Here is a 13,638-nt window from a genome sequence, read left to right on the forward strand (position 1 = left end):
CAGTTCTTTTTGTAATATGGGTTAGGTACTCGTTTGATCCGGGATCAACTGCGTCTACTCACGCTCTAGCGTCAACTTCCCAGATGCTGCGTCTGCCAGTACCACTCTGGCTTTATTGACAGCTCCTGTACTTGTCTTGAATGATAGCAGCTGTGTCTTGCCTTTGGATAGTAATGACTCAAGCATCTTCTCTGAGATTTGTTTGCCCGCAAAATCCTTCCATATGACAAATCCGCAGCCTTGCTTGAAATGACTGCAGCCATATCCTTTACGGCCTTCAATGATCGTCCCGCCGCAGCCCGGGCGCGGGCAGCTGCCGAGTGCGGTACGCCTACTAGAAGTCTTGGCAGACCCCGATGTACGGGTTGACGCAGCAAGGGAACCTGTGGCAGATGATGCTGTCGATACTCGGGAAGCTGAACTTCCTTTAGATGTAGAGGAAGTATTCGACGTAGACATTTTACTCGAACCAGCTGATGCTGACACGCTTGTCCCTCGCTTGGTGCCCTTAGTGCTGCGGCTTCCTCTGCCTCTCTTCTTCATATCCTCATCACCAAAAGCGTCCTTTGCTGCAGGCTGCTGAACACGGACCTTCTCAATAATGTTGATCGTGAACCGTTTAACATTGTCCATGAACTTGTCCTGTGCAGCCTCGCCCTTGGATATTTGATTCAGCCTGCGCTCCCATTGTCCTGTCATTTCGGGAGAAGCGAGCAGATCGACTCCTGCACTGCGTATTAATTCTATAGCGGTGCGTCCTTTTTGCGTAATCGTCATCTTCTTGCCCGTCAGCTGGATGTAACCAACCTGTTTAAGCCGTTCAATAGTCGCCGCTCTTGTCGCTGGTGTTCCCAGACCTGCATCCTTCATTGCATCTCGAAGCTCATCATTTTCAATCTGCTTCCCTGCACTTTCCATCGCTTTCAGCAGAGTTCCTTCCGTGTAGCTCTTAGGCGGCTGGGTTTGCTTCTCCTTCATTTCGCTCTTCTTGCATGAGACCGGCTGCTCTTTGTTCAGATGGAAAGGTTCAGACGTATGCTCCTCCTGCTCCTCATCTTCCCCGTCTTTCTTACTGCGGCGCTTCTTGGCAGCGGTATCCTCGGGTGGCAGAACAACCTTCCAGCCTAAGGAGAGCAGCTCCTTCACATTCGTTTTGAAGGTCTCTTTTTCCACTTCCGTAAACACGGTATGCTGCTTATACTCTGCCGGAGGATAGAAATGGGATAGAAAACGGCGCACGATCAGATCATAAATCTGATTCTCATCCTTACTTAAGGAGCCTGCTTTTTTAAGTGTTGGCAAAATCGCGTGATGATCCTCGACCCGTTGCGGATTGCAGACGCTTCGATTACCTTTGTGCACGAGTGAAGGATTCGCTCCTCCCGCCAGCTCCGCATATGGCCCATTTTTTAGAAGCTGAAGTGTCTTCTGCATGCCATCAATATTTTGCTCGGTCACATAATTCGAATTCGTCCGCGGGTAAGAAATCACCTTGTGCTTCTCATACAGTGCCTGAGCAATATCCAATGTTTTTTTGGCAGGAAAACCAAACTTGGCGTTAGCCTCTCGCTGCAATAGTGTCAGATCATACAGCTTAAACGGATATTCCTTCGTATTCTTCACATCGTATTTAGCAATACGCCCCGGCTTACCCTTGACCTTGTCCGCTATATTCTGGGCTATTTCACTCGACGTCAGCCGATCTCCTTGCCATACCCCTCGATACTCCGTCTTGTCCTGCTTGAAGGTGGCTGCGACTTCGTAGTAAGTCTGCGAGTCAAATGCTTCAATTTCCTTCTCCCGGTCATAAATAAGAGCAAGAACAGGCGTTTGTACTCTGCCGACGGACAGAAGAGCATTATGTCTAGTGGTAAAGGCTCTAGATGCATTCATCCCAATCAGCCAATCTGCCTCGCTCCGTGCTCTTGCCGCTTCCGTCAAATGATAGAAATCCGACGCGTCATGCAGCTGGTCGAAGCCGCGTTTAATGCTCTCTGCGGTCAAATCCGAAATCCATAGCCGCTTAACAGGCTGGTTCAGCTTAAGCTGCTGCTGAATGAGGTCGAATATATACTGACCCTCACGCCCTGCATCACACGCATTGATGATCAGATTCGCCCTTCGCGCGAGCTCCCCAATGGTTTTGAGCTGATCCTTCGTCTTCGGATTCGGTACAATCTTGAATCGATCCGGTATGATGGGCAGATCATCTATACTCCATCTCTTATACTTGGAGTCATATGCCTCCGGCTGAGCCAGTCCCAGCAGATGGCCAATCGCCCAAGTAATGATGTACCTTTCTCCCTCCAGATACGTTCGGTTGTTTTTGGCACGCGGTTCCACCACGGCTGCTATCGTTCGTCCCATGTCGGGCTTTTCCGCGATAATGAGCGTCTTCATCCGTCCGTTCCTCCCTAATTTAGCCCTGTACGAGCCAAAAAGGAGCTTCCCTCATATTTTGACGGAAGCTCCTTGCTTCTAAGTAACCTCATTATAGCAGAAAACTTGATGTTTCGTAAGTTTCAAGCATGATTGCTGTATGGCGCCGTTCCGTGAACGAATGGGTCTGCTGGACGCCAGTTGCCCGCTGCGCTCCCTCAGCCCCATTTCGTTCCCTCCACTATACATACAGCTGAACAACTTTTCAAAAAACGAAAACATCAAGTTAAGAGTGGGAGAAGCAAAAACCCCTATGAACCTGGGAAAGGTTCGATAGGGGCTGATATGATGATAAAGATAATAGCAATATCTCTGTTACAAAGTTATAAATTATACAAGAACAGTGGAGCCCATCAGGTACTTATCCACTTCACGAGCGGCTTCGCGTCCCTCGTTAATTGCCCATACGACAAGGCTTTGTCCACGTCTCATGTCACCTGCTGCAAATACTTTATCGACATTCGTCGTATATTTGCCATAACGGGCTTTGACATTCGAACGCCGAGTCGTTTCCAGTCCGAGCTGCTGAGGAATCGTTTGCTCCGGTCCATCAAAACCAATGGCGATAAAAGCGAGATCCGCTTCAAAGACGCGCTCCGTGCCTTCGATCGGCTGGTAGATTTTGCGGCCTGTTTCATCGACGATACGCTGAATCTGTACGGTATGCAGCTCCTTCAGGTTACCCTTCTCGTCACCGACAAATTTGGTTGTCATGATGGAGAATTCACGCGGATCGTTGCCAAATACGGCTTTTGCTTCTTCTTGAGCATAATCGAGCGTGTACACGTTAGGGAATTGCGGCCAAGGATTCGTAATCGGATCACGTTCAAGCGGTGCCTTATCATGAGTACCGAATTGAGTCACGCTTTTGGCGCCATGACGCAGTGAAGTGGCAACGCAGTCAGATCCCGTATCGCCGCCGCCAATGACGATGACCTTCTTGCCTTCCGCAGAAATATAGTTCCCGTCGGCAAGATTGGAATCCAGGTAGCTCTTGATCGTTCCATTCAAGAAGTCCATCGCATAATGTACACCATTAAGCTCGCTTCCTTCAATATTGAACTCCCGCGGCTTCGTCGCTCCTCCGCACAATACAACTGCATCATACTGCTCCGTAAGCTCCTGGGAAGAGATATCCTTACCAATCTCCGTATTCGTAATGAACGTAATACCTTCTGCTTTTAGCAGATTCACACGGCGTTCTACAACACCTTTATCCAGCTTCATGCTAGGAATACCATAAGTCAACAGTCCGCCGACGCGATCGGCACGCTCATAGACCGTCACGAAATGCCCGGCTTTGTTCAGCTGTGCAGCTGCTGCAAGTCCCGCAGGACCTGATCCAACGACTGCTACACGTTTGCCCGTCCGTTTTTCAGGCGGATTCGGAACGACCCAGCCTTCTTCAAATCCTTTTTCAATAATAGCTTCCTCTATCGTCTTGATCGTTACAGGCTGACCAATCAAGCCCACCGTACAAGAACCTTCGCAAGGGGCAGGGCACACTCGACCCGTAAACTCAGGGAAATTGTTCGTCTTATGCAAACGGTCAAGCGCTTCCTTCCAGAGACCACGGTAAACAAGATTGTTCCATTCAGGGATCAGGTTGTGCACCGGGCAGCCTGAAGTTCCCCCGATCATATCGATTCCGGTATGACAGTAAGGTGTTCCGCAATCCATGCATCGTGCACCTTGAGTACGGAGTTCTTCTTCTGACATGTGCTTGTGGAATTCCTCCCAGTCCTTAATCCGCTCTTCGGGAGGTCTGTCAGCCGGCAGCTGTCTTTTATACTCCATAAATCCTGTAGGTGTAGACATGTTACAATTTCCCCCATCCATTCTCATCTGCATCAACGATACGGGCTATCCAATAAAATCCGAACAATAGCGCTATAGTTGACAGTTCGTGTAGAGTTTTTGACTATTGTATCACAAAAAAGCATAATTTGTACTTATCGGAATAACGAATTTTTAATCCTTATGTACAAACAGCTATTATCCCTATCATAGAACAACATTCAGAAACTCACCTAAATCTATATTTCAACTATAGTAGCACCCGCAAATCCTGATGTTAAATGGACTATGCGCACAATAATTTGTATTATTCATCACAAATCGCGTCAACTTATGATCGATTTTATTTATCAGGGTTTTCACAAAAAGTGTTTGTACCAACATACCACTTAAGCTGTTCACACGATTTTTCTATAAAATTGGAACGAAAACTCATATGGATTTTTCTCATCTTTCTCACCTTGGATCTCTTCCGTCAAATCCCACTCATCCCAGTTGATATCGGGCATGTAGGTGTCTCCATCAATCGTTTCACGAATTCGGGTGACGATGAGCTGATCTGCATAAGGTAGAAACTCCTCATATACCTTGGCACCGCCAATGACGAACAATTCCTCTTCTTTCGCAAGCTCAACACCCTCCATAACCGAATGAATCACTTCTGCACCCGGAAGCTCCAGCGCTTGACGAGTAAGCACAACATTTCGGCGATTAGGCAGTGCTCTGCCCCTAAGGGATTCCCAGGTTTTACGGCCCATAATGATGGTGTGCCCAGTGGTCTGTGCTTTGAAAAAATCCATATCCTTCGGAAGCCGCCAAGGCATGCCATTGTCCCTGCCAATTACACCGTTAGCGCTCATAGCCCATATCATCGTAATTCCCATGGTACACCTCCTATTCTAATCAGACAGATACCTGTGCCTTAATGGCCGGATGATGCTCATAATTCTCAAACTCAAAATCTTCATATTTATAGTCGAAGATAGAATCCGGCTTGCGTTTAATAACAAGCGTCGGCAATGGGTACGGCTCACGCGCCAGCTGAGTGTTCACTTGCTCCAGGTGGTTCAGATAGATATGAACATCTCCACCAGACCATACAAAGTCGCCGACTTCGAGGTCACATTGCTGTGCGACCATATGTGTCAGAAGTGCATAGCTTGCAATATTAAATGGAAGTCCCAGGAAGGTATCAACCGAACGCATCGTTAACATACAGGACAGCTTGCCTCCGGCTACATAGAATTGAAACACAAAATGGCACGGTGGCAGCTTCATATGCTCAATCTCGGCTACGTTCCAGGCACTGACAATATGTCTTCTGGAATCCGGATTGTTTTTAATTGAATCAATGACATTCGCAATCTGGTCAATAAACTGTCCTTCTGGAGTCTCCCAGGCTCTCCATTGTGAACCATATACAGGTCCCAAATCTCCATTCTCATCGGCCCATTCATCCCAGATCCGAACTCCGTTTTCTTTGAGATACCGGATATTCGTATCCCCACTAATAAACCATAGCAGCTCATGGATGACAGATTTAAGATGAATACGCTTGGTGGTAACAAGCGGAAATCCCTTCGACAGGTCAAACCGAAGTTGACGTCCAAAGACAGAGATCGTGCCGGTTCCGGTGCGATCTTCTTTTTTAACTCCATGCTCTAAAATATCTCTAAGCAGCTCTTGATAGTCCTTCACAACAAACCTTGCCCCTTTCTGAGTAACCATTCCATAAGTATAGAAGTTCAATATGTGATGTCATTTATATCATAGTAAAAACACTAGAATCTATTTCATAAAGCAGCTAAAGGTATTATGAATTGGATTCACTATTTTAACAGTTTACCATGTGGAACATGGTCAGTCAGCAGAAAAAAAGAGGCAAAGAGAACGAATGGCTCTCTTGCCTCCAAATCAATGCATGCTGTTTAATGAATGAAACTTTAGTGTGACTAATTAACGTACCATTGTGTGGATTGGATGACCCAGTACCACTTCAGATGCTTCCATTACGATTTCACCAAGTGTTGGATGCGCGTGAATCGTCAAGGAAATATCCTCAAGCGTAGCACCCATCTCAATCGCAAGACCGATTTCAGCAATCAGGTTTGAAGCTTCCAGACCAACGATTTGTCCGCCCAGTACAAGACCTGTTTCTTCGTCAGCAACCAGCTTCACGAAGCCTTCAGGATGTCCAAGGGAAACGGCACGACCGTTACCTGCATAAGAGAATTTACCGGATTTAACTTTGTATCCTTTCTCTTTTGCTTCTTTTTCAGTGTAACCCACGCTGGAGCACTCAGGATCCGTGAACACAACTGCTGGCATTACTTTATAATCAACAACAGACGGCATTCCTGCGATAACTTCTGCTGCTACTTTACCTTCGTAAGAAGCTTTGTGTGCAAGTGCAAGACCTGCAACGATGTCGCCGATTGCGAAGATGTGCTTATGGTTCGTACGACCTTGGTTGTCAACTTTAACGAAGCCGCGCTCGTCTGTTTCAACACCGATCAGATCCAGACCAAGCTCACCATCTGTATTAGGACGACGTCCTACAGTTACGAGCAGGTAGTCAGCTGTAATTTCTTTGCTTTCGCCGTTTACGCTGTATTTAACAGTAACATCTTTATCCGTTTGCTCAGCACTTTCTGCTTTTGCATTCGTTACGATTTCGATGCCTGTTTTCTTCATGTTCTTCGCAACAAGCGTAGTCATGTCTTTGTCAAATCCAGGAAGCACTGTATCCATACCTTCGATGATGGTTACTTTCGTTCCGAATTTGGAGTACATTTGACCAAGCTCAGCACCAATGTAGCCGCCGCCGATAACGATCATGCTTCCAGGTACTTCTTGCAGGTTCAGAGCTTCTGTTGAGGACAGAATGCGTCCGCCAAACGGGAATGGCTTCAGTTCGATTGGACGGGAACCTGTTGCAATGATTGCATTTTTGAAACGGTAACGCGGAGATTCATGATCATTGAATACACGCGCTTCGTTTTCGTTAATGAACATGCACTCACCGTTGAATATTTCAACTTTGTTGCCTTTAAGAAGGGAGCTTACGCCGCCAGTCATCTTTTTAACAACGCCGTTTTTGAATTCTTGAGTTTTTGCAAAGTCCACTGTTACATTCTCAGCAGTTACACCGAATTGATCCGCGTGTTTTGCATTCTCAAATGCATGTGCTGCAGAGATCAAAGCTTTGGAAGGAATACAACCGCGGTTCAGACACACACCGCCAAGCTCGGATTTGTCAACGATAAGCACTTTTTGTCCAAGCTGTGCCGCACGAATTGCAGCAACATAACCACCAGGGCCAGCACCAATGACTAGAGTATCAATATCGAGAGAAGCGTCTCCTACTACCATGTTTTTATACCTCCATTACCAGCAGCTCGGGATTAGCGAGCAGGGATTTAATGTAGTTCATAAAGTTTTGAGCTGTTGCACCATCGATAATACGGTGGTCGAAGCTTAGGGACAGAGCCATAACAGGAGCTGCTACCACTTGACCGTCTTTAACTACCGCTTTTTCACTGATACGTCCAGTTCCGAGAATTGCAACTTCAGGGAAGTTAATGATCGGAGTGAAGAACATACCGCCTGCGGAACCAATGTTCGTGATGGAAATTGTGCTGCCCTTCATTTCGTTAGGGGACAGTTTGCCATCACGGCCGCGGGAAGCAAGATCACGGATGCTGTCCGCGATCATCCAGATGCTCTTACGATCTGCGTCATGGATAACAGGTACGATCAGACCGTTGTCTGTATCTGTAGCGATACCGATGTTGTAGTATTTTTTGTAAACAATTTCGTTAGCTTGCTCGTCGATCATTGCGTTCATTACAGGGAACTCGCGAGTAGCTGCAATAAGTGCTTTGACGATGAATGGCAAGTAAGTTACTTTTGTACCTTTTTTCTCAGCGATTGGCTTCATGCGAGTACGGAAAGCAACCAGCTCAGTTACATCCACTTCGTCCATGATTGTAACGTGTGGTGCTGTGTATGCAGATTTAACCATCGCATTGGAAATAGCTTTACGGATACCTTTGAATGGTACACGCTCTTCTTCAGCACGAGCATTCGCTGCTGCTGCCGGTGCGCTAGCTGCTTCTTTCGTTTCTTCAGCTGCAGATGCTGCTGGTGCAGAAGCTGCTTGACCGCCGCCATTTTTGAATGCTTCAACATCTTCTTTCGTTACTTTACCGTTGTTGCCAGTACCTGTAACTTCAGCGATGTTAACGCCTTGTTCACGAGCGAATTTGCGAACGCTAGGAGTTGCCAGAACTTCTTTTGCAGATGCAGAAGATACTTCTTTCTCTCCGCCTTCTTTTGCTTCGCTTGGGCTGCTTGCTGCAGGAGAAGAAGTTGTATCAGCTCCGCCTTTAGCTGCGTTAGCTTCTTGAGATGCTTGCTCTTCTTCCTCTTGTTCAGGAATATCGCCTTCTGCATCAATTACAGCCACAACAGCACCTACAGTGAAGATGTCGCCGTCTTTAGCGAATACTTCTTGTACTGTACCGTTAACTGGACAAGGAACTTCTACTACTGCCTTGTCATTTTGTACTTCCATGATGATATCGTCGTCAGTTACTTTATCACCTGGTTTGATGTGCATTTTGATGATCTCGCCTTCGTGAAGACCTTCACCGAGCTCAGGGAACTTGTAATTAAATTTTGCCACTTGTATTACCTCCTACTTTAGATGACTACATAGAAGAACTGTACATAAGGAGCTGATACTTCAGCTCCTTATGCTGTTTAGGACGAACGATTCGTCCATTCGTTCATCTAATTATTAGAATTCGAGTACTTTGTTAACCGCATCAATTACGCGATTAGGAGTTGGGAGCCAAGAGTCCTCAATTTGAGCGAATGCATAAACCGTGTCAGGAGCAGCCACACGAAGTACAGGTGCTTCCAGGTGCAGGATCGCTTTTTCATTGATTTGGGCAATGACTTCAGCTGCTACGCCTGAGCTCTTTTGAGCTTCTTGAACCACGATAGCACGGTTTGTTTTCTTAACGGACTCAAGGATGGTATCGATGTCGATCGGGCTGATCGTACGAAGATCGATAACTTCTGCCTTGATTCCTTTTGTTTTTTCCAGTTCTTCAGCTGCTTTAACAGAAGTGTGAACCATCATACCGTAAGCGATAATCGTTACGTCAGAACCTTCACGTACCACGTTCGCTTTACCAAGCTCTACTGTGTAATCTTCTTCTGGAACTTCTGCACGGAAAGCATGGTACAGGTTCAAGTGCTCCATGAAGAATACTGGATCGTTATCACGGATAGACGCAATCAGAAGACCTTTTGCATCATAAGGGTTAGAAGGAACTACTACTTTAATACCCGGTGTTTGCGTGAGCAAACCCTCGAGGGAGTCTGTGTGAAGCTCAGCTGCTTTTACGCCGCCGCCGAAAGGTGTACGGAACACGATCGGGGAGTTGTAGCGGCCGCCGGAGCGGTAACGCATACGTGCAGCTTGAACCGCCATTTGGTCAAGTGCTTCAAAAATAAAACCTACGAATTGGATCTCTGCAACTGGACGGAAGCCCGTCACACCAAGACCTACTGCCAGACCACCGATAGCGGACTCTGCAAGTGGTGTATCAAATACGCGCTCTTCGCCGAATTCTTTTTGCAAACCTTCCGTCGCACGGAATACACCGCCGACATTACCCACGTCTTCACCGAAAATCAAGACATTCGGATCGCGTTTAAGCTCGACGCGCATGGCGTCGCGGATTGCTTCTTTCATGTTCATTTGTGCCATTGCTTCATATCCTCCTTAAACATTTAACAGTTCGTGCCTATATGAGTTCCGGGTCAGCGGAACGATTACTTACACCAAAGTTTTATTGAAAATCAGCTTTTTGCTCTTCCAGATGTTTTGGAGTATGCTCGAACATGCTGTCAATCAAGCCAGGGATTGTCATTTTTTCTGTTTTCTCAGCGCGTTTGATTTCATCGTTCACTTTCGCTTTCGCTTCATCTTTCACGCGAGCTGTATCTTCTTCAGTCCAGAGACCTTTTTTCTCCAGGTACTTAGCAAGACGATTGATTGGATCTTTTTCGTTCCACTCGCCTTCTTCGTCTTTTGTACGATATTTGGAAGCATCGTCAGACAGGGAATGCGGACGGTAGCGGTAAGTCACTGCTTCAATCAAAGTAGCGCCTTCTCCATTGCGAGCACGTTCAGCAGCTTCTCTAACAGCGGTGATTACTGCGAATACGTCCATTCCGTCAACTTTGATGCCTTTGATACCAGCTGCTACTGCTTTATGTGCAATAGACAGAGCTGCAGTTTGTTTGGAGAAAGGTGTTGTGATGGCATAGCCATTGTTTTGTACGAAGAAAATAACCGGCAGTTTGAAACGACCTGCATAGTTCAGACCTTCGTAGAAGTCACCTTCGGAAGAACCGCCGTCACCCGTGTAAGTGATCGCAACGTTCTTTTGGTTTTTCAGTTTAAAGCCCATAGCAATACCCATCGCATGCAAAATTTGAGCACCGATGATGATTTGCGGCATCATAACGTTTACGCCGTCAGGAATTTGACCACCATGTTGATGTCCACGGGAGTACAAGAAGGCTTGATACAGCGGAAGACCGTGCCATACAAGCTGCGGAATGTCGCGGTAGCCAGGTACTACGTAATCTTCTTTCTCAATGGCAAACTCACTGCCGATCATGGAAGCTTCTTGACCGGATACTGGAGCGTAGAATCCAAGACGCCCTTGGCGGCCCAGGTTAACTGCGCGGTCGTCCCAAGTACGTGTAAATACCATACGGTACATAATTTCTTTCAATTGATCATCGGACAGCTCAGGCATTTTGTCTTTGTTAACGATTTCACCGTCAGGAGACAATACGGAGAGAGCCTCTACATCCTCTGTATAAACTTCATAAGGAACCTTGCTCATTTTTTTCTTCACCTCAACAAAAAATTTGAATATCAAGTTCCGCTGTTATAGAATTATTATACACCTGTTTTGTCACATACGTCAAAGATAAACGTTGATTTTTTCAAGTTTTTCTTTTGTTTGTATGTATAACAGTTGTTTTATATTAGTATAACAGTTGTGGAAAAAACCTGTTGCTTGTACTAGCCGAGCAACTAGGGTTAATCTTATCTTATTGTTAAAACGAATGCAAAACATAGACGAAGAAAGGTGACGATTTATGACGGATTCTCGCTATTTGAAACGAACCATCCTGAAGGATGAAATTGAAAGCCGGTTTTTAAACGCAAAAAGAAATCTCCGGATCTACCTCCCGCCGGGCTACAATGAAGTATTAAGCTATCCTGTCGTCTACTGTCAGGACGGTGAGGAGTTTTTCAACTTCGGCCGTATAGCTACTACCGCCAATCGTTTGATCTTAGATGAAGGTGTAGAGCCTTTTATCATTGTCGGCGTTGAAGTTGACATAAAAACTCGTACTCAGGAGTATGCCCCTTTTGGAGAACAATTTGAGGCTTACACTTCTGCCTTTGCGAAAGAAATCATTCCCTATATCGAGCAAAAATATCCGGTTCGGCGTACAAAAGAGGAAAGAATTCTTGCCGGGGACTCTCTCGGCGGCAGTGTTTCGCTTCACATTGCGCTTATGTATTCAGAAATGTTCAGCAAGGTTATCAGCTTGTCCGGTGCCTTTTACCCCGAATCACAAGAGCTGTATGCACAGTCCACCGATCTGTCATGGCTCAGCATCTGGATGATCGTGGGACTGCAAGAAGACCGCTTCGAGACGGATCATGGCATCTTCAACTTCGTAGAAATGAATCAGGATACTCGTGAGTTGTTAGAAGAGCGTGGTGCAAAAGTGAAGTATACAGAGAAAGACGGCCGCCATCAGTGGGGCTTCTGGCAAAATGAGCTTCCCGACGCGCTCGAATACTTCCTCGATAAACAATAATACATTCACTACGGGTGTGGGGATGAGGTAGTTCACAACAGCTGTTCTAAAAACAGATCCGGCTCAGGAGAAATCTTCTTCCTCCCCGATTTGCCCATAATCTTTGTTAACGTTTACATTCCAGGTTCTATCATACACCAATTGTTGACACAAAAAAACCGGCTCTGCCTTGAGCCGGCCTGTTTTTATTTCAACTTCTCTGTCGTAATTCTATCCAGCAGCACGTCGCTCCCCAAATCAATCAGTCTATGCACTTCATCAAAATTCCCTGTGTAGTATGGATCCGGCACCTCTCTATGTGTCTCATCAGGAAGGAAATCCATGAATTTTAATATGTTTGCTTGTTCTGCACCGGGTAATTTACGGACATTTCGCTCATTCGAGTTATCCATGCACACGATATAATCGAAGGAACCGAAGTCGCTGTTTGTAACCTGTCTTGCGGTCATCCCTTCAAAACTAACCGAATGCAGATTTAAAATCTTTTGTGTCCCTTCATGAGGAGGCTTTCCAATATGCCAGTCCCCTGTTCCAGCAGAATCAACGAGAATGTGTTTCTCTAAATTTCTCTCTTTTACTTTGTGGCGAAAAATAGCCTCGGCCATCGGTGATCTGCAAATATTGCCTAAGCATACGAATAATACACGAATCATTTCTTGCACTCTTCCCTTCTTCCACGCTATATCAACAAATATATTATTTATTCATAGTGTGCTGCTTGCTTGGTGTAACCGGAGCTTCATTCTCAACCGTCTGCAGCGTACGCTTCGGCAGCCTCCATCGATAGTGGACAGACAGCATACGGAAGAAGACAACCACACTAAACAAAATGAGTAAACTTACTGTATCTTCCGCAATATGAAGTCCAATCATCAAGCCGGCAAGAATAGCCCACACTGCATAAATTTCATCTCTGAGCACCAGCGGCTTGCGTCCAGCCAGCAGATCTCTAATAATTCCGCCGCCAATCCCTGTTAACACTGCTGCAACAATCACCGCACTGATCGGATGATTCATATCCGCAGCATAGAGTCCGCCTTGAATGGCAAATGCCGATAAGCCTATCGCGTCAAAGAACATTTCTGTCTTCTTCCAATGCCCGATCCATGAGTTTGGCAGAATAAATGCGATTGCTATCGAGAACAATGCAAGCATAATAAACGTGCCTTGACTCCACAAGGTAGTAACGGGGACACCAATCAATATATTTCGTATGACTCCGCCGCCAAATGCCGTAACCATACCGAGAACGACGACGCCTAATATATCATAATCCTCTTCCATCGCAACGAACGCCCCGGACATGGCAAAAGCAATTGTGCCTATAATACTAAAGATCTCAAACACATTCATTTCCACTTACGATCTATACCTCACTCATTAAGTCATATTCAATACTTGTATCATTGTAGTCAAGGGCGATCCATTTGTGCAACCTTTATTTGTGGACTATACTCAAAAGAATAACAAGTAGCA

11 protein-coding genes are annotated in these 13,638 nt (G+C 46.0%); 1 reads left to right on the forward strand and 10 read right to left on the reverse strand.

Translation table 11 applies throughout. From position 1 onward, the window contains the following. Nucleotides 1–54: 54 nt before the first annotated feature. The 8 genes from BK126_RS11225 to pdhA form a co-directional block, all read right to left on the reverse strand. Nucleotides 55–2,400, reverse strand: coding sequence for a type IA DNA topoisomerase (locus tag BK126_RS11225; RefSeq protein WP_076312755.1), 2,346 nt, complete (start codon nt 2,398–2,400; stop codon nt 55–57). A gap of 369 nt (nt 2,401–2,769) precedes the next feature. Continuing rightward, nucleotides 2,770–4,257: a glutamate synthase subunit beta gene (locus BK126_RS11230; protein WP_076312756.1), complete on the reverse strand. Its 1,488-nt coding sequence runs from the start codon at nt 4,255–4,257 to the stop codon at nt 2,770–2,772. Between the two features lie 377 nt (nt 4,258–4,634). Then, nucleotides 4,635–5,120 (reverse strand): dihydrofolate reductase, encoded by a 486-nt coding sequence (locus BK126_RS11235; RefSeq protein WP_076312757.1) that lies wholly within the window; start codon nt 5,118–5,120, stop codon nt 4,635–4,637. Between the two features lie 19 nt (nt 5,121–5,139). Further along, complete coding sequence (locus BK126_RS11240; RefSeq protein WP_076312758.1) at nt 5,140–5,934, reverse strand: thymidylate synthase; 795 nt, start codon at nt 5,932–5,934, stop codon at nt 5,140–5,142. 258 nt (nt 5,935–6,192) lie between these two features. Beyond that, a complete protein-coding gene (gene lpdA, locus BK126_RS11245; protein WP_076312759.1) occupies nt 6,193–7,608 on the reverse strand; it encodes a dihydrolipoyl dehydrogenase in 1,416 nt (471 codons plus the stop codon). Between the two features lie 4 nt (nt 7,609–7,612). Further along, nucleotides 7,613–8,923, reverse strand: a complete 1,311-nt coding sequence (locus tag BK126_RS11250) for a dihydrolipoamide acetyltransferase family protein (protein WP_076312760.1) — start codon at nt 8,921–8,923, stop codon at nt 7,613–7,615. 114 nt (nt 8,924–9,037) lie between these two features. Further along, complete coding sequence (locus BK126_RS11255; RefSeq protein ID WP_076312761.1) at nt 9,038–10,018, reverse strand: alpha-ketoacid dehydrogenase subunit beta; 981 nt, start codon at nt 10,016–10,018, stop codon at nt 9,038–9,040. 82 nt (nt 10,019–10,100) lie between these two features. Beyond that, nucleotides 10,101–11,168: a pyruvate dehydrogenase (acetyl-transferring) E1 component subunit alpha gene (gene pdhA / locus BK126_RS11260; protein WP_047910617.1), complete on the reverse strand. Its 1,068-nt coding sequence runs from the start codon at nt 11,166–11,168 to the stop codon at nt 10,101–10,103. A gap of 259 nt (nt 11,169–11,427) precedes the next feature. Here pdhA and BK126_RS11265 point away from each other — a divergent pair, with 259 nt between their 5' ends. Continuing rightward, a complete protein-coding gene (locus tag BK126_RS11265; protein WP_076312762.1) occupies nt 11,428–12,162 on the forward strand; it encodes an alpha/beta hydrolase in 735 nt (244 codons plus the stop codon). A gap of 185 nt (nt 12,163–12,347) precedes the next feature. Here the strand turns inward: BK126_RS11265 and BK126_RS11270 are convergent, their stop codons facing one another. Further along, a complete protein-coding gene (locus tag BK126_RS11270; protein ID WP_076312763.1) occupies nt 12,348–12,815 on the reverse strand; it encodes a low molecular weight protein-tyrosine-phosphatase in 468 nt (155 codons plus the stop codon). Nucleotides 12,816–12,858: 43 nt separating this feature from the next. Next, the gene (locus BK126_RS11275) at nt 12,859–13,515 is read right to left on the reverse strand and encodes a trimeric intracellular cation channel family protein (RefSeq protein WP_076313508.1); all 657 of its coding nucleotides are present in this window, start codon (nt 13,513–13,515) and stop codon (nt 12,859–12,861) included. Between the last annotated feature and the right edge of the window lie 123 nt (nt 13,516–13,638).

The sequence above is a fragment of the Paenibacillus sp. FSL H7-0326 genome (assembly GCF_001955535.1).
In the GTDB taxonomy this organism is placed as follows: Bacteria; Bacillota; Bacilli; order Paenibacillales; family Paenibacillaceae; genus Paenibacillus; species Paenibacillus shunpengii.

What these genes read in the sequence shown, in the direction of transcription:
- lpdA (WP_076312759.1), bottom strand. Translation starts at nt 7,608, where the DNA reads ATGGTAGTAGGAGACGCTTCTCTCGATATTGATACTCTAGTCATTGGT.
- pdhA (WP_047910617.1), bottom strand. Translation starts at nt 11,168, where the DNA reads ATGAGCAAGGTTCCTTATGAAGTTTATACAGAGGATGTAGAGGCTCTC.
- BK126_RS11265 (WP_076312762.1), top strand. Translation starts at nt 11,428, where the DNA reads ATGACGGATTCTCGCTATTTGAAACGAACCATCCTGAAGGATGAAATT.
- BK126_RS11275 (WP_076313508.1), bottom strand. Translation starts at nt 13,515, where the DNA reads ATGAATGTGTTTGAGATCTTTAGTATTATAGGCACAATTGCTTTTGCC.
- BK126_RS11235 (WP_076312757.1), bottom strand. Translation starts at nt 5,120, where the DNA reads ATGGGAATTACGATGATATGGGCTATGAGCGCTAACGGTGTAATTGGC.
- BK126_RS11270 (WP_076312763.1), bottom strand. Translation starts at nt 12,815, where the DNA reads ATGATTCGTGTATTATTCGTATGCTTAGGCAATATTTGCAGATCACCG.
- BK126_RS11225 (WP_076312755.1), bottom strand. Translation starts at nt 2,400, where the DNA reads ATGAAGACGCTCATTATCGCGGAAAAGCCCGACATGGGACGAACGATA.
- BK126_RS11255 (WP_076312761.1), bottom strand. Translation starts at nt 10,018, where the DNA reads ATGGCACAAATGAACATGAAAGAAGCAATCCGCGACGCCATGCGCGTC.
- BK126_RS11230 (WP_076312756.1), bottom strand. Translation starts at nt 4,257, where the DNA reads ATGTCTACACCTACAGGATTTATGGAGTATAAAAGACAGCTGCCGGCT.